Annotated in this window: 19 protein-coding genes; 9 read left to right on the top strand and 10 right to left on the bottom strand. The window is 69.4% G+C overall.

Going from position 1 to position 21,371, the window contains the following annotated elements; genetic code table 11:
• Window positions 1-29 precede the first annotated feature (29 nt).
• The 3 genes from QNJ30_15330 to QNJ30_15340 all read left to right on the top strand — a co-directional run bounded on the left by QNJ30_15330 (window position 30) and on the right by QNJ30_15340 (window position 4,345).
• Window positions 30-2,138, top strand: coding sequence for a 3-hydroxyacyl-CoA dehydrogenase NAD-binding domain-containing protein (locus tag QNJ30_15330; GenBank protein ID MDJ0944839.1), 2,109 nt, complete (start codon window positions 30-32; stop codon window positions 2,136-2,138).
• A gap of 26 nt (window positions 2,139-2,164) precedes the next feature.
• Window positions 2,165-3,118 carry a 3-hydroxyacyl-CoA dehydrogenase gene (locus QNJ30_15335; GenBank protein MDJ0944840.1) on the top strand — a complete coding sequence of 318 codons (954 nt, stop codon included), beginning with the start codon at window positions 2,165-2,167 and terminating at the stop codon, window positions 3,116-3,118.
• A 294-nt stretch (window positions 3,119-3,412) separates the two neighbouring features.
• Entirely contained in the window at window positions 3,413-4,345 is a 933-nt protein-coding gene (locus QNJ30_15340) for a 3-keto-5-aminohexanoate cleavage protein (protein MDJ0944841.1), read from the top strand.
• Window positions 4,346-4,570: 225 nt separating this feature from the next.
• Here QNJ30_15340 and QNJ30_15345 read toward each other — a convergent pair whose 3' ends face one another.
• Both QNJ30_15345 and gfa read right to left on the bottom strand, forming a co-directional pair.
• A complete protein-coding gene (locus QNJ30_15345) occupies window positions 4,571-5,284 on the bottom strand; it encodes an SDR family oxidoreductase (GenBank protein ID MDJ0944842.1) in 714 nt (237 codons plus the stop codon).
• A gap of 31 nt (window positions 5,285-5,315) precedes the next feature.
• The gene (gene gfa, locus QNJ30_15350; protein MDJ0944843.1) at window positions 5,316-5,894 is read right to left on the bottom strand and encodes an S-(hydroxymethyl)glutathione synthase; all 579 of its coding nucleotides are present in this window, start codon (window positions 5,892-5,894) and stop codon (window positions 5,316-5,318) included.
• A gap of 273 nt (window positions 5,895-6,167) precedes the next feature.
• Here gfa and QNJ30_15355 point away from each other — a divergent pair, with 273 nt between their 5' ends.
• Complete coding sequence (locus QNJ30_15355; protein MDJ0944844.1) at window positions 6,168-6,791, top strand: DUF2799 domain-containing protein; 624 nt, start codon at window positions 6,168-6,170, stop codon at window positions 6,789-6,791.
• A gap of 27 nt (window positions 6,792-6,818) precedes the next feature.
• Here QNJ30_15355 and QNJ30_15360 read toward each other — a convergent pair whose 3' ends face one another.
• Window positions 6,819-7,685, bottom strand: coding sequence for a tyrosine-protein phosphatase (locus tag QNJ30_15360; protein MDJ0944845.1), 867 nt, complete (start codon window positions 7,683-7,685; stop codon window positions 6,819-6,821).
• Window positions 7,686-7,982: 297 nt separating this feature from the next.
• On the opposite strand from QNJ30_15360, the gene QNJ30_15365 reads away from it, so the two are divergent.
• Window positions 7,983-8,954: a 2-oxoglutarate and iron-dependent oxygenase domain-containing protein gene (locus QNJ30_15365; GenBank protein MDJ0944846.1), complete on the top strand. Its 972-nt coding sequence runs from the start codon at window positions 7,983-7,985 to the stop codon at window positions 8,952-8,954.
• Between the two features lie 36 nt (window positions 8,955-8,990).
• Here the strand turns inward: QNJ30_15365 and QNJ30_15370 are convergent, their stop codons facing one another.
• Window positions 8,991-10,007 (bottom strand): hypothetical protein, encoded by a 1,017-nt coding sequence (locus tag QNJ30_15370; GenBank protein ID MDJ0944847.1) that lies wholly within the window; start codon window positions 10,005-10,007, stop codon window positions 8,991-8,993.
• Between the two features lie 293 nt (window positions 10,008-10,300).
• Between QNJ30_15370 and QNJ30_15375 the strand changes: the two genes are divergently transcribed.
• The 3 genes from QNJ30_15375 to QNJ30_15385 all read left to right on the top strand — a co-directional run bounded on the left by QNJ30_15375 (window position 10,301) and on the right by QNJ30_15385 (window position 14,257).
• On the top strand, window positions 10,301-11,329 hold the full coding sequence (locus tag QNJ30_15375; protein ID MDJ0944848.1) for a Gfo/Idh/MocA family oxidoreductase: 1,029 nt from the start codon (window positions 10,301-10,303) through the stop codon (window positions 11,327-11,329).
• 359 nt (window positions 11,330-11,688) lie between these two features.
• Entirely contained in the window at window positions 11,689-12,126 is a 438-nt protein-coding gene (locus QNJ30_15380; protein MDJ0944849.1) for a GFA family protein, read from the top strand.
• A 523-nt stretch (window positions 12,127-12,649) separates the two neighbouring features.
• On the top strand, window positions 12,650-14,257 hold the full coding sequence (locus tag QNJ30_15385) for a di-heme oxidoredictase family protein (protein MDJ0944850.1): 1,608 nt from the start codon (window positions 12,650-12,652) through the stop codon (window positions 14,255-14,257).
• A gap of 94 nt (window positions 14,258-14,351) precedes the next feature.
• On the opposite strand, the gene QNJ30_15390 is transcribed toward QNJ30_15385, so the two are convergent.
• The 4 genes from QNJ30_15390 to QNJ30_15405 form a co-directional block, all read right to left on the bottom strand.
• Complete coding sequence (locus QNJ30_15390; GenBank protein MDJ0944851.1) at window positions 14,352-15,227, bottom strand: LysM peptidoglycan-binding domain-containing protein; 876 nt, start codon at window positions 15,225-15,227, stop codon at window positions 14,352-14,354.
• Between the two features lie 59 nt (window positions 15,228-15,286).
• Window positions 15,287-15,964, bottom strand: a complete 678-nt coding sequence (locus QNJ30_15395; GenBank protein ID MDJ0944852.1) for a rhodanese-like domain-containing protein — start codon at window positions 15,962-15,964, stop codon at window positions 15,287-15,289.
• Window positions 15,965-16,015: 51 nt separating this feature from the next.
• Window positions 16,016-17,242, bottom strand: a complete 1,227-nt coding sequence (locus QNJ30_15400; GenBank protein ID MDJ0944853.1) for a TAXI family TRAP transporter solute-binding subunit — start codon at window positions 17,240-17,242, stop codon at window positions 16,016-16,018.
• A gap of 570 nt (window positions 17,243-17,812) precedes the next feature.
• Window positions 17,813-18,382, bottom strand: a complete 570-nt coding sequence (locus tag QNJ30_15405) for a hypothetical protein (GenBank protein MDJ0944854.1) — start codon at window positions 18,380-18,382, stop codon at window positions 17,813-17,815.
• Between the two features lie 237 nt (window positions 18,383-18,619).
• On the opposite strand from QNJ30_15405, the gene QNJ30_15410 reads away from it, so the two are divergent.
• A complete protein-coding gene (locus QNJ30_15410) occupies window positions 18,620-19,291 on the top strand; it encodes an aspartyl protease family protein (GenBank protein MDJ0944855.1) in 672 nt (223 codons plus the stop codon).
• Between the two features lie 67 nt (window positions 19,292-19,358).
• Here the strand turns inward: QNJ30_15410 and QNJ30_15415 are convergent, their stop codons facing one another.
• Together QNJ30_15415 and QNJ30_15420 are read right to left on the bottom strand one after the other, a co-directional pair.
• Entirely contained in the window at window positions 19,359-20,759 is a 1,401-nt protein-coding gene (locus QNJ30_15415) for an FAD-dependent oxidoreductase (protein MDJ0944856.1), read from the bottom strand.
• Window positions 20,756-21,370 (bottom strand): cysteine hydrolase, encoded by a 615-nt coding sequence (locus QNJ30_15420; protein MDJ0944857.1) that lies wholly within the window; start codon window positions 21,368-21,370, stop codon window positions 20,756-20,758. The genes QNJ30_15415 and QNJ30_15420 overlap by 4 nt, the downstream gene beginning before the upstream one ends.
• Window position 21,371 lies beyond the last annotated feature (1 nt).

Consider the following 21,371-nt stretch of genomic DNA (forward strand, 5'->3'; position numbering starts at 1 on the left):
ACTCCCTGCGGACCTTTGGGAGGAGGCAGATGGCAGGGCCCGTCACCACCGAACGCCGCGGCAGGATCGCGATCATCACCGTCGACAATCCGCCGGTCAATGCGCTGAGCCAGGCGGTGCGCCAGGGCCTCGACGAGGCCGTGGCCGCCGCCCAGGCCGAGGCCGGGGTCGAAGCCCTGGTCGTCGCCGGGGCCGGGCGCACCTTCATCGCCGGCGCCGACATCCGCGAGTTCGGCAAGCCGCCGCAGCCGCCCTCCCTGCCCGAGGTGGTCAACAGGATGGAGGCCGCTGAAAAGCCGGTGATCGCAGCCCTGCACGGCACGGCCCTGGGCGGTGGGCTCGAGGTCGCCTTGGGCTGCCACTACAGGGTCGCAGTGCCCGGCGCCAAGGTCGGCCTGCCCGAGGTCTCGCTCGGCCTGATCCCCGGCGCCGGCGGCACCCAGCGCACGCCGCGGCTGATCGGCGCCGAGACGGCGCTGGAGCTGATCACCTCCGGCCGCCAGGTCGCTGCCGAGGAGGCCTTGGCCCTGGGCCTGATCGACGAGGTCGCCGAGGATGCGGACCCGGTCGCCGCCGGCCTCGCCTTCGCCGAGACGGTCCTGGCCGAGGGCCGCCCGGTCCGGCGCAGCGGCGAGGTCGAGGAGAGGATTGCCGCCGACCGCGCCAATCCCGCGCTCTTCGACGAGGCCCGCAAGGCGCTGGAGAAGAAGGCCCGCGGCCTCTTCTCGCCCTTCAAGTGCGTCGAGGCGGTCGAGGCCGCCGTGACCCTGCCCTTCGCCGAAGGCCTGAAGCGCGAGCGCGAGCTCTTCCTGGAGTGCATGGACTCGCCCCAGCGGGCGGGCCTGATCCACGCCTTCTTCGCCGAGCGCGAGGTCCGCAAGATCCCCGAATCCACGGCCGATCCGCGCGAGATCGCCGCGGCCGGCGTGATCGGCGGCGGCACCATGGGGGCCGGCATCGCGGTCGCGCTGCTGACCGCCGGCTTGCCGGTGACCCTGGTCGAGCGCGACGCGGAGAGCCTGGCCCGCGGCCGAGACAACGTCGCGCGTATCCTCGACGGCGGGGTCAAGCGCGGCAGGATGACCGCCGAGGCCAGGGACGCCCTGCTGGACGGCAAGTTCGCCACGGCCCTCGATTATTCCGCGCTGGCCGAGGTCGACCTCGCCATCGAGGCGGTCTTCGAGGACATGGCGGTCAAGAAGCAGGTCTTCCAGCGGCTCGACGCGGCCCTCAAGCCGGGCGCGATCCTGGCCAGCAACACCTCCTACCTGGACATCGACGAGATCGCCGCCGTCACCGCGCGGCCGCAGGACGTGATCGGCCTGCACTTCTTCTCGCCGGCCCACGTCATGAAGCTGCTGGAGGTCGTGGTCGCCGAAAAAACGCTGCCGGAGATCGTCGCCAGCGGCTTCGCCCTGGCCAGGCGCTTGGGCAAGGTCGCGGTGCGCGCCGGGGTCTGCGACGGCTTCATCGGCAACCGCATCCTCTCGGTCTACCGGCGTCAGGCCGACTACATGGTCGAGGACGGCGCCTCGCCCTACGCCATCGACGCCGCGCTGTTGAACTTCGGCTTCCCGATGGGGCCCTATGCGGTCGCCGACCTGGCCGGGCTCGACATCGGCTGGGCCAACCGCAAGCGCTTGGCGCCGACCCGCGACCCGGAGGCGCGTTACGTCGAGATCGCCGACCGGATCTGCGAGCGGGGCTGGTTCGGCCAGAAGACCGGGCGCGGCTACTACCTTTACGCGGAAGGATCCCGCAGGGGCGAGCCCGACCCCGAGGTCGAGGCCATCATCGCCGAGGAACGCGCGAAGAAGGGCATCACCCCGCGGGACTTCTCGGAAGAGGAGATCGTCCGCCGCTACCTCGCCGCCATGATCAACGAGGGCGCAAAGGTGGTCGAGGAAGGGATCGCGCCCCGGCCTCTGGACGTCGACGTCACCCTGCTCTACGGCTACGGCTTCCCGCGCTGGCGCGGCGGCCCGATGAAGTACGCCGACATGCAGGGTCTCGACAGGATCCTCGCCGACATCCGCGGCTTCGAAGCCGAGGACCCCCGGTCCTGGCGTCCGGCCAGGCTGCTGGTCGACCTGGTCGAGCGGGGCGAGACCTTCGACAGCTTGAACCGCAGGGACTGAGCCGTGATCTCGGGGAGGCAAGGGCCATGACCGCAGACAAGATCGCCCTCGTCGGGACCGGGCTGATCGGCCGGGCTTGGGCCGTCGCCTTCGCCCGCGGCGGCCGCCGGGTCGCGCTCTGGGATGCGCAGCCGGGCGCGGCGGCGGCCGCCCTGGACCTGATCCCGGCGATGCTCGACGACCTCGCCGAGGCGGGGCTGCTCGGCGGCCAGGCGCCGGCGGCGGTCCTGGCCCGCATCGAGGTGGCGCCCGAGCTCGCTGCCGCGCTGGAGGGCGCCGGCTACGTCCAGGAATCCGCGCCCGAGGTGCTGGAGACCAAGATCGAGATCACCGCCGCCATCGACGAGCTGGCCGGGCCGGAGGCGGTCATCGCCAGCTCGACGTCGGGCTTCGTGCCCTCGGCCTTCACCGAGACCCTGCCCGGCCGGGCCCGCTGCCTGGTCGCCCATCCGATCAACCCGCCCTACCTGCTGCCGGCGGTCGAGATCGTGCCGGCGCCCTGGACCGCGCCGGCCGCGGTCGACACCGCCCGCCGGGTCCTCGAGGCGGTCGGCCAAGACACTGTGGTCCTGTGCAAGGAGCTCGACGGCTTCGTCCTCAACCGGCTGCAGGCCGCCGTGCTCTGCGAAGCCTTCCGCCTGGTCGCCGAGGGCTACGTTTCGGCCGCCGACCTTGACCGCGCCATGGCCGGGGGGCTCGGCCCGCGCTGGAGCTTCATGGGCCCCTTCGAGACCATCGACCTCAACGCGCCCGAGGGCATCCGCCAGTACGTCGAGCGCTACGAGCCGCTCTGCCAGCGCCTCGTGCCGTCGCAAAAGGTCCCCTGCGACTGGACGGCGGCATTGGACGCCGGCCTGGAGGCGGCGCGCCGCGAAGCCTTGCCGAAGAATGGCCTGGGCGAACGCCAGGCCTGGCGCGACCGCCGCCTCATGGCCCTGGCCGCCCACAAGCACAGGGCCGCGAGAGAGATCGGTGACTAGCCGTACGAGCCTTGAATGTGGATCGCGAAGGCTCAATCCCCTCCCCCCTTGTGGGGGAGGGTAGGGAGGGGGGTGTCGCGCAGCGAGAACCAGGCGCTGAGCCTCCCAGTGAGGCCTGACGGCCGCCACCCCCTCCTGTATCCTCCCCCATCAAGGGGGAGGAGGCGTTTGGAATTGGCCGTTCCGGTCTAGAACGGACAGACTCGGACCAATCCCGGTCACGCCATCGGATAGTGTGATGACCAAACCACGGATCTCGGCGGTCGCCGTCATCCGCCAAGGGGGAGAAACAACATGGCCAGCCCGCGCAAAGTCATCATAACCTGCGCCGTCACCGGATCGATCCACACGCCCTCGATGTCGCCCCACCTGCCGGTGACCCCGGACGAGATCGCCGAGGCGGCCATCGCCGCCGCCGAGGCCGGGGCCACGGTCCTGCACCTGCACGCCCGCGATCCGGAGGACGGCCGGCCGACCCAGGACCCGGAGGTCTTCCGCCAGTTCCTGCCGCGCATCAAGCAGTCGACCAACGCCGTGGTCAACATCACCACCGGCGGCGCGCCGCGCATGACCATCGAGGAACGCCTGCAGCCGGCCCTGCAGTGCCAGCCCGAGGTCGCCTCGCTCAACATGGGTTCGATGAACTTCGGGCTCTTCCCCATGCTGGGCCGCTTCACCGAGTTCCGGCACGACTGGGAGCGCCAGCACCTGGAGAAAAGCCGCGACCTGGTGTTCAAGAACACCTACAAGGACATCGAGTACATCTTGACGTCCTGCGGCGCCAACGGCACCCGCTTCGAGTTCGAGTGCTACGACATCGGCCACCTCTACAACTTGGCGCATTTCCTCGACCGCGGCCTGGTCCAGCCGCCGCTCTTCGTGCAGAGCGTCTTCGGCATCCTGGGTGGCATCGGCACCCATCCCGAGGACCTCATGCACATGCGCCGCACGGCGGACCGGCTCTTTGGCCGCGACTACCAGTGGTCGATCCTGGGCGCCGGGCGCAACCAGATTCCGCTCGCCACCCTGGGCGCGGCCATGGGCGCCAACGTCCGGGTCGGCCTGGAGGACTCGCTGTGGAGCGGCCCCGGCACCCTGGCCAAGTCCAACGCCGAGCAGGTCATGAAGATCCGCCAGGTCCTGGAAGGCCTCTCCCTCGAGGTCGCCGCGCCGGAGGACGCTCGCGCCATGCTCAGCCTCAAGGGCGGCGACGCGGTCGGGTTTTAGTGGAGCCGCCGCGGACCACGACCCGTCAGCGGATTTGGCGCCGGTCCCTCCATTTCCACATCTGTCATTGCCGGGCTTGACCCGGCAATCCATGGCGCCGCTTGACGCCTAGCTTTGGTCATGGATCACCGGATCGCGCGAAGCGCCGCGCGCAGGCGCTCCGGTGATGACAGCGAGTGTGATGGCGACCTGGAAGCGTGAAGACTAGACAGCGTCGCCCATCTCTCACACGTGCCGGGTCTCGCCGCCGTCGACGCGCAGGCTCTGGCCGACGATGTAGCCGGCAGCGTCCGACAGCAGGAAGGCCGTCGCCTTGGCGACCTCGGCGACCGTCCCGATCCGCCGCAGGGCGATGCCGTCCGGCCGGTCCTCCCGGTGTGCGATGGAGTCGATGGCGCCGGGCAGCAGGCAGTTCATGCGCACGCCCTGGCCAGAGTAGCGGTCGGCGTGCAGCTTGGTGAAGGCGCTGATCCCGGCGCGGAAGGTCGCCGAGACCGGGAAGCGCAGGGTCGGCTCGAAGGTCGAGGCCGTGGTGACGTTGACGATGGCGCCGCCGCCCTGGCGGATCATGACCGGCGTCACCAGCCGGCTCATCCAGATCACGCTCATCAGCACCAGTTGGAAGGACTCTGTCCAAGTCTCGTCCGGGATTTCCAGAAGCTCGCCGGCCGGCAGGTGGCCCGGGTTGTTGACCAAAGCGTCGATGCGCCCGTAGGCCTCGAGGGTGCGCGCGACCAGGGCCTTCAGGTCGGCCGGCTCGGCCACCGAGCCGCGCAGCCCCAGGCCGCCCAGGTCCTTCGCCACCCTTGGCCCGCTCTCCGAGGGCGTCAGGATCGCCAGGCGGTAGCCCCGCGCCGCCAGCTCTCGCGCGATGGCCGCCCCCATGCCCCGGCCGCCGCCGGTGACGATGGCGACTCTGCCGGTCTCGCTTTCGACCATGGCTCCCTCCCGAGCCGCGACACAGCCGCATTCAGCCCGCGAAGACGCCCTTGGCCTTGGCGGCGTGGATCGCGATCACATCCATCAGGGGCGGCGAGAGGCAGTCGTAGGGCTCCAACCCCAGCTCCCTCAGCCGCGCCCGGATCCCCTCCATCTCGCTCGGCCGCGTGCCGGACTCGATGACCGAGGAGACGAAGGCGGCGAACTCCGGCGGCGCCCAGCCCCGGTCCTCCGAGAGCTCGGTGTGGATGAAGTCCAGGCCGTAGAAGGGATGCTCCTTGTTCTCGATCCGCCCGAGCATGTGCACGCCGCAGTCCCGGCAGGCGTGGCGTCGGATCGCCGCCGCGGCATCCACGACCTGGAGCTTGCCGGCGTTGGCGGTCACGCTGACCCGCTCGCGCGGCACCACCGCGATCTGCGAGAAGACCGCGCCCTGGGGTTTCCAGCACTTGGTGCAGCCGCAGACGTGGTTGTGCAGGCACTGTCCCTCGACCCGAACCTCGACCGGGTTGTCCCGGCATCTGCACAGCAGCATGCCGCCTTCGAAGCTCGGATCGGCGGGGGTCAGGCCCTGATCCACGGCCGGATGGATGGCAATCGCACTCGTCATGTCCGATTTCTCCCCTTTCGTCGTGCGCGCGAGCGTTTCCAGGACGGGTCCCCGGTTGTTGTTAACTTTGGTTAACGCTACCACAGCGGTCCCTATACCAAGGAGCGTTGATAGGGACTCATTCTTGTCCTGCGGCGCCTACCTGGCAGGCTCGGCCCATTTTGTCCTCAGACCCGCGGAAAGGCGCGCAGGCCGCCGGCCTCGGCGGTTAAACGCCGCTTAAGCTGGCCTTAAGGTCTGGGCGCCTAGGCTGGCGCGAAAGCGAGGCCCGCCATGCGACCCCTGTTCCTTCTTCTTTTCCTGCTCGCGGTTTCCGGCTGCTCAGGCATGAGTGCCGAGGAATGCAGCGTGGCCGACTGGCGCGCCATCGGCTACGAGGACGGGGCCAAGGGCCTCAGCCCGCAGGCCTTCGGCCAGCATCGGCGGGCCTGCGCCGAGCACGGCGTGGCCGCCGACTTCGACGGCTACCTCGCCGGCCGGAAGGCGGGCCTGGCGCACTACTGCCGGCCGCAGAACGGCTACAGCCTCGGCGCCCGGGGCCGCCGCTATTCCGGAGTCTGCCCGACCGAGCTCGAGGCGGATTTCCTGGCCGCCCATGCCGAGGGCTTCGGTCTCTACGAGCGGCGCCGGGAGCTCAACCGCATCGGCCAGGAGCTGGACCGGGCCCGTGCCCGCGCGGACGAGATCGAACATCTGGTGGCGGAGAACACCGCGCTTCTGATCTCGCCGGGGATCCCGCCCAGCGAACGCGCCGCCTTGGTGATCGAGCTCAAGCAGCTGGCGGAAGAGAAGATCACGGTGGAAGAGAGCATTCTCGATCTCGAGTACGACTACGCCGCCGCCGAGCGCGCGCTGGACGACTACCGCGCCGCCATCGCCACCCGCCCCGCCGACTGACGCCGGTCGCGCCCGGCGCCACGGCCGTCACTCGGTCAGGACCGTCCGCAAGCGGGCCAGGGTGGCTTCGTCGAGGTCCAGGCCGTCGCGAAGATAGGCGTCGAAGGAGCCGTAGCGCTCGTCGATCGCGGCGAAGGCGGCCTCGAGATACGCACGGCGAACCTCGAGAAGCGGCCGCACCTCGCTCCTCGGCACCCGGAACAGAGACCCGAAGGACGCGAGGAAGGCATAGAGCCTCGTTCGGCGCTCGAGGAAGACATTGCTCAGCAGGAAGTCCTCGTAGACCGTCTCGCGCGGAACGCCGACCGCGCTCAGCACCACCGCGACCGCAAATCCGGTGCGGTCCTTGCCGTCGGCACAATGGATCACGGCCGGACGGGCGCCCGGCGCCGCCAGCCTGCGGATGAGTCCGGCCCATTGGTCATTGAAGTCGAGGGCGAAGGCACGGTTCGCCTCGATCATGAGCTCCTGGAAATGCCCGTTCTCGACTTCGCCCGCGAGGATCTTGCGCCGCGATTCCCGGCGGTCGAGCGGGGGATAGTAGACCGGGACCTCGACGACCTCGACGGCGCCCTCTGAGGGCAGGCGGCTCGGATAGGCCGAGCGCTCGTAGTCGTGACGCAGGTCGAAGACGGTCCGGACTCCGAGATCGGAAACGATGTCGAGGTCCGCGGTGTTGAGTTCGGCCAGATGGTCGGAGCGAAAGAGCACGCCCTGTTTGACCCGCTTGCCGTCGACGGTGTCGTAGCCGCCGGCATCGCGAAAATTCAGTGTCCCGGACATCGACACGCGCTGCGGATGGTCCGGTGGCGTGGTGCAGGCGGCGACCAGAAGAAGGACGAGGACCGCCTGCAGCCCCAGAGAGAGCGACGAAATCGCAGACTTAGGTGTCATCTGCATCGCGCGCGCCGACCTGCTTTCAATGATGGGCCCTTGGACAGAACCTGCCTATTGAAGACCGTATGGCAAGTCAACGGCCGCTCACGTCACCACAGCGGCTTTAAGGTGCGCTTGCGGGAACGTTACCCAGGCGCCGACGGCCTGCGGCGCATGGCAGGGGCGACGTCGCCGATCGCGGCCCTTGGGATCGCTCCGCCCAGCCCGCCGGCCGGCGCCGGGCCGCTGCCCTCCGATCCCGATGCGTGCTAGTCTGGCCGATCGCCGATCCACGCGCGGAGTCCGCTTGGCACGATGAGCAAGCCTTCCGGCACCCTCCCGGTGATCGATCTGGGACCGCTGCGCGGCGGCGCCGAGGCCGGCCTGACCGCCGTGGCCGGCGAGATCCGGCGCGCGGCGGAAGAGGTCGGCTTCTTCTACGTCGCCGACCACGGCATCGACCCGGCGCTGGCGCGCCGCGCCCAGGCCGCCGCCCTGGACTTCTTCGCCCGGCCCGAGGCGGAGAAGCGGCGGGTCTCGGTAAACCAACGCAACCGTGGCTTCCTGGCCATGGGCGACTGCCGCCTGCCCGGCGCCGAGGCCACGGACCTCAAGGAGGTCTTCTTCTGGGGGCCGGAGGCGGCGCCCGACGACCCGGAGGTCCTGGCCGGCCGGCCCCTGGTCGGCCCCAACAATTGGCCGGACTTCCAGCCCGAGCTGCGTGCCGCGGTCTGGCCCTACTATATGGCGGTGCTCGAGGTCGGCGCCGGCCTGCTGCGCGCCGTGGCGGTCAGCCTCGGCCTCGATCCGGACTTCTTCGCCGGCCACTACCGCCGGCCCCTGGGCCGCGGCCAGCTCGTCTTCTATCCGCCCCACCCGGTGGAACGCCCCGTGCCGAACTTCGGCGCCGCGCCGCATTGCGACTTCGGCTGCCTGACCCTGCTGCTGCAGGACGAGAACGGCGGCCTGGAGGTCATGACCCGCGCGGACCGCTGGATCGCGGCGCCGCCGATTCCGGGCACTCTGGTGGTCAATATCGGCGACCTCCTGGCGCGCTGGAGCAACGACCGCTTCCGCTCGACCCTGCACCGGGTGGTCAACCGCTCGGGGCGGCGGCGCCTCTCGATCCCGGTCTTCTACGACCCCGACAGCAGCGCCCTCGTCGATCCTCGCGACCTCGGCCTGCCCCCGGGCGAGGCGCCGCGCTACGACGCCATCGCCGCCGGCGACTACATCCTGTCGCGCAACAAGCTCTCCTTCGCCCACTACGCCGAGGCCGAGGCCTGAGGGGCGCGGGGTCCGGGCGCGCGCGCCGCGCGCCGGTCACGTGCTGACGATGGCGCGGAAGACCGCGTGGCCGACGAAGACGAGGTAGAGCGGGACCGTGATCGCCGCGGTCGCCCGGTTCAGTCGGCTTGCGAGATCTGCTCGCTCCGCGCCGATCAGCCTGACGCTGATCACCGTCACCACAAAGGCCACGGCGATCATGGCGAAGGTGGACAGCCCGATCTTCTCGGCCAGGCTGAACGAGGAGGGCGGCGGGTAGTTCGTGTCGATGACGTACTTGTTGCCGATGGTCGCGAAGATGCTGCCCATGAGCATGTTGATGCGCGGCTGGAGCGGCAAGACGTCGACGGCGTAGAGCAGCGAGGTGATCAGGAAGGCGATCAGGTAGCCGACGTAGACGCTGAAGAACAAGGCGATGTTGTCGCGCTCGATGGAAATCCTTGCCGTCATCCGCGGATAGACCGCGGGCTTCGCGGAGGTCACGCCGAAGGTCGAAAGATAGCCGTAGTTTTCCGGGATCAGGTTGACGCCGAGAATCCGCCAGCCGTCCAGCGCCAGGTCGCGGCCGAGCGTAGAGTTCTCCTGGTCGGGATAGAACTGCAGCTGGTGGGCGCGAAGGCCGACGCTTTCCAGGACGATCGGGAGCTTCTGCCGGTCGAAGGGGAAGTGGGTCAGGTCCCAGTCCTGCCACAGCGTGGCGACGAACTTGGCCGCGAGGTGCCGCGAGCCGTCGTCCAGGGTGCGCCGCACCACCGACTCCAGCTTGAAGTCGGCGGCGTTGACGATCTCGATCTGCTCCTGCGGCGCATAGTCCTCGTCGTCGTAGACCCACCAGACCCAGAAGGTCGCCTTGAAGGTGCCTTCGAAGAAATCGAGGTCCTTGATCGAGGCGACGTGAAGACCGAGTGTGACCTGTTCCTGCTCGCCCGTCTCGGGCGAGAGATCGACCTGGGCCTTTGCAGCCCCCGTCCCGGAAGAAAGCCCGACGATGAGGGCCAGGATCAGGGCGGGCAAGGGCCGGGGCGCGAAGAAGGGGAAGGGACTCAAAGACACGAGCGTGACCGGTGGAGGCTGACCGACGGCGTCTGGGGCCGCTTCGAGACGTTAGCACCTCAGGGGATCGACCGCGACCCGGACCTTGGCGCGCTTCGCTTCGCCCCGGCCGAGCGGTTCCCGGACCCTGCGGACATCGTAGCACCTCCAGGGGATAGGCCGCCGGCGATGACGCCACGTTCCGCAACGCGCGCGCCTTCGCGTAGTATGGCGCGGCCGAGGGCCGAAAAGAGCGCGCGTCCGGCGGGCGAGTTGAGCGAAGGAAAAGAGAGATTCCGCGAGATCCGATCCGTATCGCCGTCGTCGGCGCCGGCCTGGTCGGCAGGCGCCACGTAGAGGTCCTCTGCAGATCGGCGCGGGCCCGCGTCGCGAGCCTGGTTGATCCGGATCCCGCGGCGGCGGCCTTCGCGGCCGAGCGGGGCCTCGAGCTGCATGCGAGCCTCGCCGAGATGCTGGCCGCGGACCGGCCCGACGGCGTCATCGTCGCGACGCCCAACCAGCTGCACGTCGAGCACGGGCGCCAATGCCTGGGCGCCGGGCTTCCCCTGCTGGTCGAGAAGCCGATCGCGGACGAGTCGCGATCCGCGACCGGCCTGGTCGAGCAAGCCGAGCGCCTGGGGATTCCCCTCCTGGTCGGACACCACCGGCGCCACAACCCCATCGTCCGGGCGGCCAAGGCGCGGATCGAGTCCGGGGCCATCGGCGAGGTCGTCGCGGTCCAGGCCGCGTGCTGGCTCTACAAGCCCGAGGGCTACTTCGACGCCGCTTGGCGGACCCGCCCGGGCGCCGGCCCGGTCTTCATCAACCTGATCCACGATGTCGACCTCCTGCGCCACCTCCTCGGCGAGGTGGTGGCGGTCCAGGCCTTCGATTCGCGGCAGGCCCGCGGCCACGAGGTCGAGGACACGGCGGCCATCCTGCTCCGCTTCGAGGGCGGCGCGCTCGCGAGCGTCACCGTCTCCGACAGCATCGTCGCGCCCTGGAGCTGGGAGCTGACGGCCGCCGAGAACCCGGCCTATCCGGCGACCGGGCAGAGCTGCTATCTGATCGGCGGCACCCGCGGCGCGCTCGAGATCCCGGCCGGCCGGATCTGGTCGCAAAAGGGCGAGCGCAGCTGGTGGCGGCCGCTCGACCGGGCGACCTACGCGGTCGAGCCCCGGGATCCCCTGGACCTACAGCTTTGCCATTTCTGCGATGTCATCGAGGGCAAGGCGGCGCCCCTGGTCTCCGGCCGCGAGGCGCTGCGGTCGCTCCAGGTGATCGAGGCCATCCTGGCGGCCGCCCGCTCGGGCCGAACGACCTCTCCGGGCGAACCGGATTGAGCCTCTTGGCGCCCGGAGCCCGCGCTCCGGGGAGGGCAGGGCGGTCCGCGCAGGTCCGCGACACAAGGGGCGAGGTTCACGGCGCGGTCCTATTGGACTAGACTGGGTTTCTGGTCGGTTTCCGCGTGGATGAAAGATGTTCCCCATGGAACCGCTGGGTGCCGAAAGAAGGCAGACCGCCACTCTTGCCGCTGACGTTCTTGGCCGAGGCCATCGCGTGATCGCGGCGAGGCGCGCATGCTCTTGTCATCGACGAGCTATTGGACGTGAGTCGCAGGGGCAAGCGCATCCGCCCCGTGGTGGCACATAACTGCACAAAATCGGCCGATACGAGGCACAACCAAGCAAGGGAGGATAAGATGTCACACAAGTACTCTGGAGGCTGCGACCACGTACACACGCATTCGGACAACGAGCCGGTCGACAACCACACCTGTCATTGCTCGGTCTGCAAGCGCGTCACCGGCCAGGACACGACCCATGTCGTGTTCTTCAGGCACGGCGACGTGGCCGTCGACAACCCCGAGGGCTTGAACCGCCAGCCCTTCAACGATCAGAACCCGGACGGTCCCCTAGAGCTCTGCACCTGCGCGACCTGCGGCACGCCGATCATGCTCGACGACAAGCAAGGCCGGATCCGCGTGATCGTGCCGAACCTCATGGGATATGACCCGGCGAGCCTGCCCGCGACCTATCACGCCTTCTACGATCCGGCGACCGGTGCGCCGGCGCCGAGCGACGGGCGTCCCGTCCACGAAGGCCTGCGCCCCGACTTCGTCTGGCCAGAGCCGGCCTGAGAGCCGGCCTGACGGCCTTTCCGTTTCCGAAGTCGCCGAAGCGCCCCGCATCGCTCTGCCGTTGCGGGGCGTTCCGCCGCGCCCGGTGTCGCGGTCGGCCCGGCGGCGGGCCCATCGCCCGAAGGCCGGATCGCAACGGCAGAACTTCAGCATTGGCCCTTCGTCGACTGGTAGTGGCGGGCAAAAGAACAATCAAGCGAAGGTGGCAGCCGGCCCTGTGCCGAGCAAGGCAAGATATTGCCCGCTAGCGACACGGTCTAGGCGCGAATAAAACTTTTGCAGGTTGAATTTTATCCTAAAATATAGTTAATTTGTCCTCACCCATAAAGCCAAGTCCCTGTCAAACTCTTGGGGGTGAGGCGTAGACAAGGTTGAGGACTCGAGGCGTCAAGGCGACGGGAGCTTCTGGAGATCGATCGCCCCAGCGGCTGGAGCGCCGAAGTTGTCGGCCGCACAGGCGACCGCCCGCGCGGTGGTCGCCGGGCCCCCTTTTGACACTGGCGAACACGGAGGAGAGGGAGACATGGCCAAGATCGAGCTTCGGATTTGGAGGACCGGGACCCCCTCGGGCAAGCGGCTGCGGCCTGCCGGGCTGTTTCTCGGCTTTGTTCTGGCCGCCGCCGCGATGGTCCCGCCCGAGGTGCAGGGCGAGGCGGGCGAAGCGGGACCGCAGCATGTCGATCAGCTCAATCTGCTCGATCTCGTGAAGTCGGGTGCCCGGCAGAAGGCCTTCGAGGACGCCTTCGAGCTGGGCGACGAGCTTTTCGAGACACAGTTCAGCGCGCGCGACGGGGTCGGCGCCAACGTCGGCGAAGGGCAGCGCTTCACCCGCGTGCCCCGGGCCGATCTCAAGGGCCGGGGCGAGTGGTACAACCACGTGCCGCCGCGCAGCACCGGACCCAACGGCCGCTCCTGCGATGAATGCCACAACCAGCCCTTCAGCGACGGCGCCGGCAGCGCGGCGCTGGCCGTCCACCGCAGCCCCCTGCGCGAGGTCTCGCCCGCGGCCTTCATCCGGCGCGACGCCCCGCACCTCTTCGGGCTGGGCGCGCTCCAGCGCCTGGCCGAGGAGATGACCCGCGACCTGCTCGTCGAGCGCCTGCTCGCCGGCGTCGAGGCCTGCAAGCTCGGGCAGCCGGTCACCAGGCCGCTCGAGGCCAAGGGGGTCTCCTTCGGCGAGATCGTCGCGGTTCCCAGCCTGGAGAAGTCCTGCCAGGTCGCGTTCGACACCGCCAAGGTGACGGGCGTGGAGCCCGACCTCGTGGTTCGCCCCCTGCAGTGGAAGGGCAACTTCGTCTCGGTTCGCGACTTCACCCGAGACGCCGCCCACAACGAGCTCGGCATGCAGCCGGTGGAGACCACCGGCGACGGCGTGGACGGCGACTTCGACGGCGTCGTCGACGAGCTGACGGTCGGCGACCTGACGGCCCTGGTCCTCTACACGGCCGCGCAGCCGCGCCCGACGACCAGGCGCGAGCTGGCCTCCCTGGGCGTGATCGAGCCCCTGACCGCGGAGGAGCAGAGGGCGATCGCGGCCGGTCGCAAGTCTTTCGAAAAGGCCGGCTGCGCCTCCTGCCATCGCCCGGAGCTCAAGATCGAAGACCCCGTCTTCTCGGAGCCGAGCCAGCACCTGGCCTATCGGGACGAGGTCTTCCCGGCCGGTCAGGACCCCCTGGCCCTCGGCGTCGACCCGCGACATCCGGTGTCCTTCGATCTGACTGCGGACCAGCCGGACAACGTCATCAAGGACGAGGCGGGCGAGGTCACTTTCCACCTCGGCGCCTTCCGCCGGGACGAGGCCGGCCGGGCGGTCGTCGAGCTCTTCGGAGACCTGAAGCATCACGACATGGGGCCCGAGCTCGCCGAGAACGTCGACGAGACGGGAATCGGGGCCTCGGTCTTCCTGACCGCGGAGCTCTGGGGCGTCGGCTCGACGGCGCCCTATCTGCACGACGGGCGGGCCACCACGCTGGCCGAGGCGATCTCCTTCCACGGCGGCGAAGCGGCAGAGTCCCGCGACGCCTTCAAGGCGCTCAGCCTGCTGGAGCAGAAGAACCTGATCGCCTTCCTCAACGACCTCGTCCTCTTCAAGTTCGAAGAAGAGGAAGAGGAGGAGGACGCGGAAAGCTAGCGGACGGCCCGATCGGACGCGAGGGCGTCTGATCTGGCAGCGCCTTGGAGCGGAACTCGGGCTTGACGTCCGATCGGCTTCAGGTGAGGCCGACTCAGGGCAGGCGCAGCTTGGCGCCGACGTAGATCAGGTCCGGACTCTGCAGCCGGTCCCGGTTTGCCTCGAAGATCTTCACGTAGGCCAGGGCGTCGCCGTAGAACTTCCAGGCGATGCCGCCGAGGGTGTCGCCGGGGCCGATGACGACGGTCGCCGGCCGGGTCTCGGGGCTGGCTTCGATCTTCGCCGGCACCGCCCTCGAGGCGGTCTGCTCCCGGCCGCCGGACGCCCCGGGTCCGGTCCGCCTCGCGGTGGTTGCGGCCTCGCCCCGCAGGGCGGCTAGGTAGTCGGCATCCGCATCGGCCTCGGCGGACTCCAGGGACCGGCCGACGACGCTCTGGACCAGCATGGCGGTATCGAGATTGCCGTCCGCGCCCAGCAAGGCGAGCGGGACCTCCGAGCCGGAGCTCGCGACGGCTTCCTCGATCAGCTTCAGGACGTAGTCCTCCGTCTTGCCTCGCTCGTCGGCGTGCTTGACGATCTCGCGGATCGCGGCGCGCAGGTTCTCGGCCGCTTCCTCGACCTCGCGCGACGAGGCCGATGCCTCGGGATCCGTCGCACGGTCGAGGTCGCGAATGGCGTCGACCACATTGGCGCTGAGGATCTCCTCAGGCTCCGGGGGCTTGCCGAAGTTCCGGACCGCCTCGACCGCGTCGCTGGTCATGGATCGGAAAGCCTCGTCTTCGCTGGCGGACTTCGGGGTCTCCGCCTGCGCGAGCCGCGGCGCGCGCGGCGCCTCTCGGAGGTCTTCGGGCCCGGCCGGAGGTTCCGCCGTCGCGGGCCGAGCGGGATCCCAGCCGAAAGTTGCGCCGAAGGCGGCCGGGATCACGGCCAGCCCGGCAACGAGGAACACGGCGGGTCGCAGCGCCACCATTTGCCTGCCTCCTGTAGATCTCGGGTTTCCGGTTGTGTCGAGGACGGTGTCGGCGGCCGCTACTGCCGACCGGCGGTCTCCAGACCCGGTGGAATGCTCGTGGAGAGCCCGAGGACCGACCAGTTCTGCATGCCGCCGCGGTAGTAATAGAGCTTCTGCGGCGGGTAGCCGATCTCCAGGAGACCGGCGATGGCCCGCGGCGACTGGTCGCACCAGGGACCGTTGCAGAACATCAGGAGCTCCTTCGCGCCGTCGAAGGCCCAGGCGTCGGCCCCGGCGCGTTCGGCGCCCAGGACCAGAAGCAGGTCTTCGAGGTAGGGGTTCTTGGAGGAGAACAGCGTGAAGGGGATGTTGACGGAACCGGGGATGGTGCCCTTGTTGTGCCACTCCGGGATTCGCGCATCGACCAGCAGGCCGCGGCCCGTGCTGACCTTCTTCTTCAGGAAGTCGATGATCTCGAGCTCGCCCACGGTCTCGACGCCTTCGGCCGCCTTCATCGGGTGGATGCAGAAGGGCGGGCAGGACCGGGAGGTCTTGGCGAAGGTGCCCGTGATCACGTTCTCCTTGTCCTGGATCCGCTCGATCACATAGCTTTCCGACCCGATCTTGAACTCGACTCGGGGCGTGTCGGGTGCGATCCAGACGTCCTCTGCCTGGACCGCTGCCTGCGGGATCGTGGCGGCGAAGATGATGGACGTCAGCCCGGCAAGGGCGGGGCGAAGTCTCTTGGGCGGCATCCGGGGTTCCTCCGCTTTATCCGAGGCGCAGATTCGATGACGATGGGTGCCTTATTCGATCGGCTTTTTGCTCTCGAGCTCTCTCCAGGCCATGAAGCGTTGGAAGAGCTCGAGCATTTCCTCGTCGCTCGCCTCGCGCCGGTCCCCCCGGGCGCGCATGTAGTCTACGAAAGCCTGGAATTCGGCGTTCTGGCGCAGGCTGTCGGCGGTCGCGGCCTCTGCGCGACGCTGGCGCTCCGCGGCCGCGGCTTCTTCGCGGCGCTGGCGCTCTGCGGCCGCCGCGGCCTCGATGCGGCGCCGCTCCTCCAGCTTCGCCACGGCCCAGGCCCGGGCCGGCTCGAAGCGCTTCCAGCCTGGCGTGACCTTGGAGGCCGGATCGAAGTTCCGCCAGCGCGGGTGGAAGGGCGGCTCGTGCATGGCCTCGACGTTGTCGAACAGGGCGGTCATGAACTTGGCGACGTTGCGATAGCGCGGGTTGTCCGACTTCCAGTTGTAGACCGCCATGATGGTGCCGAATCGCAGGGTCGGCACCTCTTCGCCCGGCGCGATCAGGTTCGGGTAGTGCTCGGCCGTGAAGACCGCTGGCTCGTAGGTCTCCGCCAGGGGCGGGCCGAAGGGCAGCGGCAGGAAGCGCAGGGTCTCCGAGGGCTCGAGGCCCTGGACGAATTCCGAGCCCCGGACCGTCGAGTACATGATCGCCGCGATCTCGCCCTTCTCGATGCGCTCGATCGCCGGCGCCCAGTCGTCGTAAACGGTTTCAATCTCGATGCCGAGAAGCTCGAAGGCGGTCAGCGCGCTGATGGTCGAGCCGGAAAAGTCGTTCTTGCCGATCACCACCTTCTTGCCGGCCAGCTCGGCGACGCTCCGGATGTCGCGGTGCGCGATCAGGTGGAAGTACTCGTCGTAGAGCTTGGCCAGGAAGCGCAGCCGGTTGCGCGCGTTCGGGAAGATCCCGCGCCGCTGCACGAAGGTCAGGGCGTCCGAGTGGAGGATTCCGATGTCGATGCCCTTGAGGTAGAGGATGTCCCGGATGTTCTCGACGGGCCCCTCGCCCATGATCGGCAGGACCCGGAGCTCGCCCGGCTCGTTGGTCGCGGCGGCCATCTCGCCGGCGTAGCGCAGGTAGGAGCTGTTCACGTACTCGGCCCCGCCGGTGATGATCGTCACCCGTCCGGCGTTGACCTTCTCCTGCATCGAGCCCTGAGCGAAGGCGGTGTCCGCCTGCCAGCTCGACAAGGCCAGCAGCGCGGCAAAAACGGTTACAGATCTCTGGATCATCTTTCCCCCTCTCTGGTCCGTCTGAGCGGAACCACTTGCGGCACGTCACGCCCAACCGGCCGGCGCTTCCATCTCCCGATGGCTGCAGGGGTCGCGAGATCCAGCCATACCTGTGCGTGATCGCCGCTCGGGAGGCTTTCCCGGAGATTGGGCACTTAATCCTAAGGGGATAGCCTAATCACAGTTTTCGTGTCGTCACTGTGTCAACTCAAATAGAGTTGTGGAAAAGTCCTGAGTCCCTGTGGAACTCGGTTCAAAATTTTGTGAACTGCCGCGACCTTTACCTGATAAATACCTCAAACAGGTTAGGACTAAAGATAACTTTCTCCTATCGGTTTCTTAGGAAAGAGCGGCGACAACCTACGGATCAGGCTTGCGCCGGACTCCCGCGCGGAGCGCCGCCGGATTCGCGTTGCAAAGGCTGGCCGCCCCCGGCTTCCGGCCGAAGCAGGCGTACTCTCGCCGCGTCGAGACTGCCGCGGCGCCTTGTCGGTTGTCTTTGCCACCGACCCGCAGCGAAGAGGAGAGGCCGGGCCGCCGCGCCCGGGCGGCGGCCCGCCTGTGTGCCCTTTACTCGGCGGTCGCCTCGATGCGCCGGGTTCTCATTTCGATCCGCAGCTTCATGGGCTTGTCTTCCCAAAGCGCTTGGGCCGTGCAGATTTCGCCGCTGCAGCGGGTGTTTCGGACTTCGCTATAACCCACCTGCTGCAGCGCGGCCGTCACATTGCCCGCATTCTGTGCCGCGTTGGCGCCCTCGTTGACGTTTTGAAGCAACTTGTTCGGCGGACCGTCGGTCGCCGCCGCACCGCCGGCGATCGGCTCGACGCGGCCAGTTCTGAGTTCGACCCTCAGCCTCATGGGCTGATCTTCCCAGGCGGCTTGGGCCGTGCAGATTTCGCCGCTGCAGCGGGTGTTTCGGACCTCGGTATAGCCCGCCTCTTGCAGCGCCGCCGCGACGTTGCTGGCGTTCTGCACCGCGTTGCTGCCTTTCCGGACGGATTGACCCAAGGTGCTTGGCGGATCGGCGGCCAGCGCCGCCGCACTTCCACCGACCGTCAGGGCGACGCAAAGAAGAACAAACCTCATCACGGGACCTCCCAAATCGAGATAAGTGGTCCCTTTCCCCATAAACTCGACCATAGCAACGGGACCCGTGAAGTCCAATGGCGAAGCGGGCCGGGCTTGGCCAAGCCCGCGCTTCCGCGGGAGTCAGGGCTCAGGGGTATTGCGAGCCGCCCGTCGTGCTAGGCTTCCTGTCGGGAGGAGACGGTCTTGGGGCGTTTCGGACGGCGAGCTTGGCGAGAAGGCCCTGCGGCGACGCGCGCCTTTCTCCGGCGCCTGGCTTCGACCTGCGCCCGCCTCGTGCGCTACGCGGGGATGGCGTCAGTCCTCTTGGCGCTCGCCCTGGCTGCGCGGGCCGACACCGGCGAGTCGCACGCGGATCTGAGGGCGCAGATCGAGTCCCTGGCGTCCCGCCACGGCTTCGCCGTCGTCGGCCTGGACCGCCTCGAAGACGCACCGGCCAGGGTGCTGGCGGGCGACGGCCTCGAGCGCGATCTGCGGGCCATCCTCGGGAACTACAACTACCTCCTGGTCCACGATCCGGACGGCAGGGTCCGTCGGCTCCGAATCCTCGGTTTGAAGTCGCCGGCGCCGCGCCGCCACAGCATCCGGACCACGCGTCGCGGCAGCCATCACCTCGTCGAGACCGAGCTGGTCGGGCCGAGCGGTGAATCGCAGACCTTCTCCCTGATGCTGGACACCGGCGCCTCGCTCATCGTGCTGCCGAGCTCCAAGATCGAAGCGCTCGGCTTCAGGCCCGAGGAGCTCAAGCTCGGCACCGCGAACACGGCCAACGGCGAGGTGCCCATCCGCCTCGGCACGCTTCGGCAGGTCTGGATCGGGCAAGCCAGGGTCGACGAGGTCGCCGTCGGCTTCGTCGCCGACGACAGGATCGGCGAGCGATACCTGCTCGGCATGAGCTTCCTGAACCACTTCCGGGTGACCATCGACGACAGGGCCAACCGCCTGACCCTGCTGCCCCGGTAAGCGGCTGCGCGGATAGGAAGCGCGGCGCTGCGCCGGAACGCGGGGATGTCCCTCGCTCCGAGCAGCCTTACGCCCTGACCAGAGCCGCCGCGCGCTGCCCGGCGATGCGGCCGAGGGTGATCGCGGTCAGCAGGCCGTTGCCCGAGAGGTAGCCCTCGATGCCCGGACCCGAGACGCCGCAGGCCGCGCCGCCGCCGGCAAAGAGGTTGGGCAGCGCGCCGCCGCCCGCGCGTTGCACTCGCGCCGCCTCGTCGACCGCCAGGCCGCCCTGGGTGTGGAACAGGGCGCCGGTGACCTTGACCGCGCAGTAGGGCGCGGTCAGCGGCGGCTTGCCGGTGAAGTCGCGGCCGAAGGGGTCGCGCTGCAGGCCGGCCTGGCTCCGGCGGACGGTCTTCAGGGTCTCCGCCAGGGCCGCGGGCGGCAGGCCGGTCGCCGCGGCCAGGGCCTCGGGGGTGGCGCCGTGCCGGATCGCGCCGGCGGCCTCGGCGTTGCGGAAGTCCTCGAACTCCAGGCCCAGAGCGTGCAGGCGTTCGTCGAAAACGTCCCAGGCGATCCCGCCGGGCTGGCGCAGCACCGCCAGGGCCTGCTCGGAATAGCCAAGGTGCTCGTTGGAGAAGCGCCGGCCCTCGGCGTTGACCTGGATGCCGCCCTCCATCATCAGCGCCCAGCTGATCAGGACGTTGTGCGGGGTCGCGACCGAGCCGTGGCCCTGGCAGGCGCCGAGCTGCCGCAGCTCGGCGCCCAGGGCCTCGCCCCAGCGCAGGGCCTCGCCCCGGTTGCCCGCGTGGCCGAAGTACTGCGCCGCCGCCATCTCCGGGATGTGCCGGGCGACCAGCGCGGGATCGCCGCCGAAGCCGCTGCTGGCCAGGATCAGGGCCTCGCAGCCCAGGGTCTCGCTGCTGCCGTCCGGGCGCAGGATCCGCAGCCCGCGGACCCGGCCGTCCGGCTCGGCGAAGAGGTCGGCCACCTCCGCGCCGGTCAGGATCTCCGCCCCCGCCGCCCGCGCCGCCTGCAGCAGGCGCGCCTCCAGGTCGGCGCCGGTCCGCGCCGGGGTCGCGTGCATGCGCAGCACGCCGTGGCCGGGGTACTGGAAGCCGGTCACCAGCTGGAAGCCCAGGCCGTGCGCGTCGCTCAGCCATTCGATCGCCGGCGCCGCGGCCTCGGTCACCAGGCGGACTAGGCTCGCGCAGGCCTTGCCCCCGGCCTTGGCCTGGATGTCGGCGGCGAAGGCGGCCGGGCCGTCCTCGATGCCCTGCTGCCGCTGGAAGCGCGTGCCCGCCGCCGGCACGAAGCCCGAGGACAGGGAGGTCGAGCCGCTGGGCGAGGCGTCGCGCTCCAGCACCACCACCTCGGCGCCGGCCTCGCGCGCGGCGATGGCCGCGGTCAGGCCGCAGGCCCCGGCGCCGACGATCGCCACCGGCAGCGTCAGCTCGAAGCGCTGATCCTCGGCGGGCAGGACGGCGGTCATCGGCGCACCAAGGCGTCCAGCATCTCGGCGCAAGGCACGATCGTCGCGACCGTCGCCAGGTCGGCCAGCGCCGCCTCGTGGACCTCGGGCCGGAAGGCGGCGCAGCCGTCGCTGAGGACGATCGTTTGCAGGTCGCGGACGTGGGCGTCGCGCACGGTCGAGGCGACGCCGCCGTTGGTGACGATGCCGCCGACGATCAGGGTCGCGATCCCGGCCCGGCGCAGGACCCACTCCAGGCGGGTCATGTAGAAGGCCGAATAGGCGACCTTCTCCACCGCCAGGTCAGCGGGCTGCAGCGCCTCGACCAGCTGGTGGCCCCAGGCGCCGGGGCAGAAGTCGCCCTTGCCCAGGAAGGGCCGCAGTTCTTTCAGGTGTGCGGAGATGAAGGGCGCGCCCCCGCGCCCCGGCACCAGGGTGAACTGGGTCGAGACGATCCAGCCGCCGGCCTTGCGCAGCGCCGCCGCCAGCGGCGCCAGCCGGCCCGGCAGGGCTGTGATCTCCGGCGCGCTCTGGCCGGCCCGGCCGTAGGCGCCCTCGGGATGCAGGAAGTCGTTCTGCAGGTCGACCAGCAGGAGGCCCGTGGCCTCCGGCCGCAACTCGGGAACCGCCATC

The organism is Kiloniellales bacterium, from assembly GCA_030066685.1.
Lineage (GTDB): Bacteria > Pseudomonadota > Alphaproteobacteria > Kiloniellales > JAKSBE01 > JAKSBE01.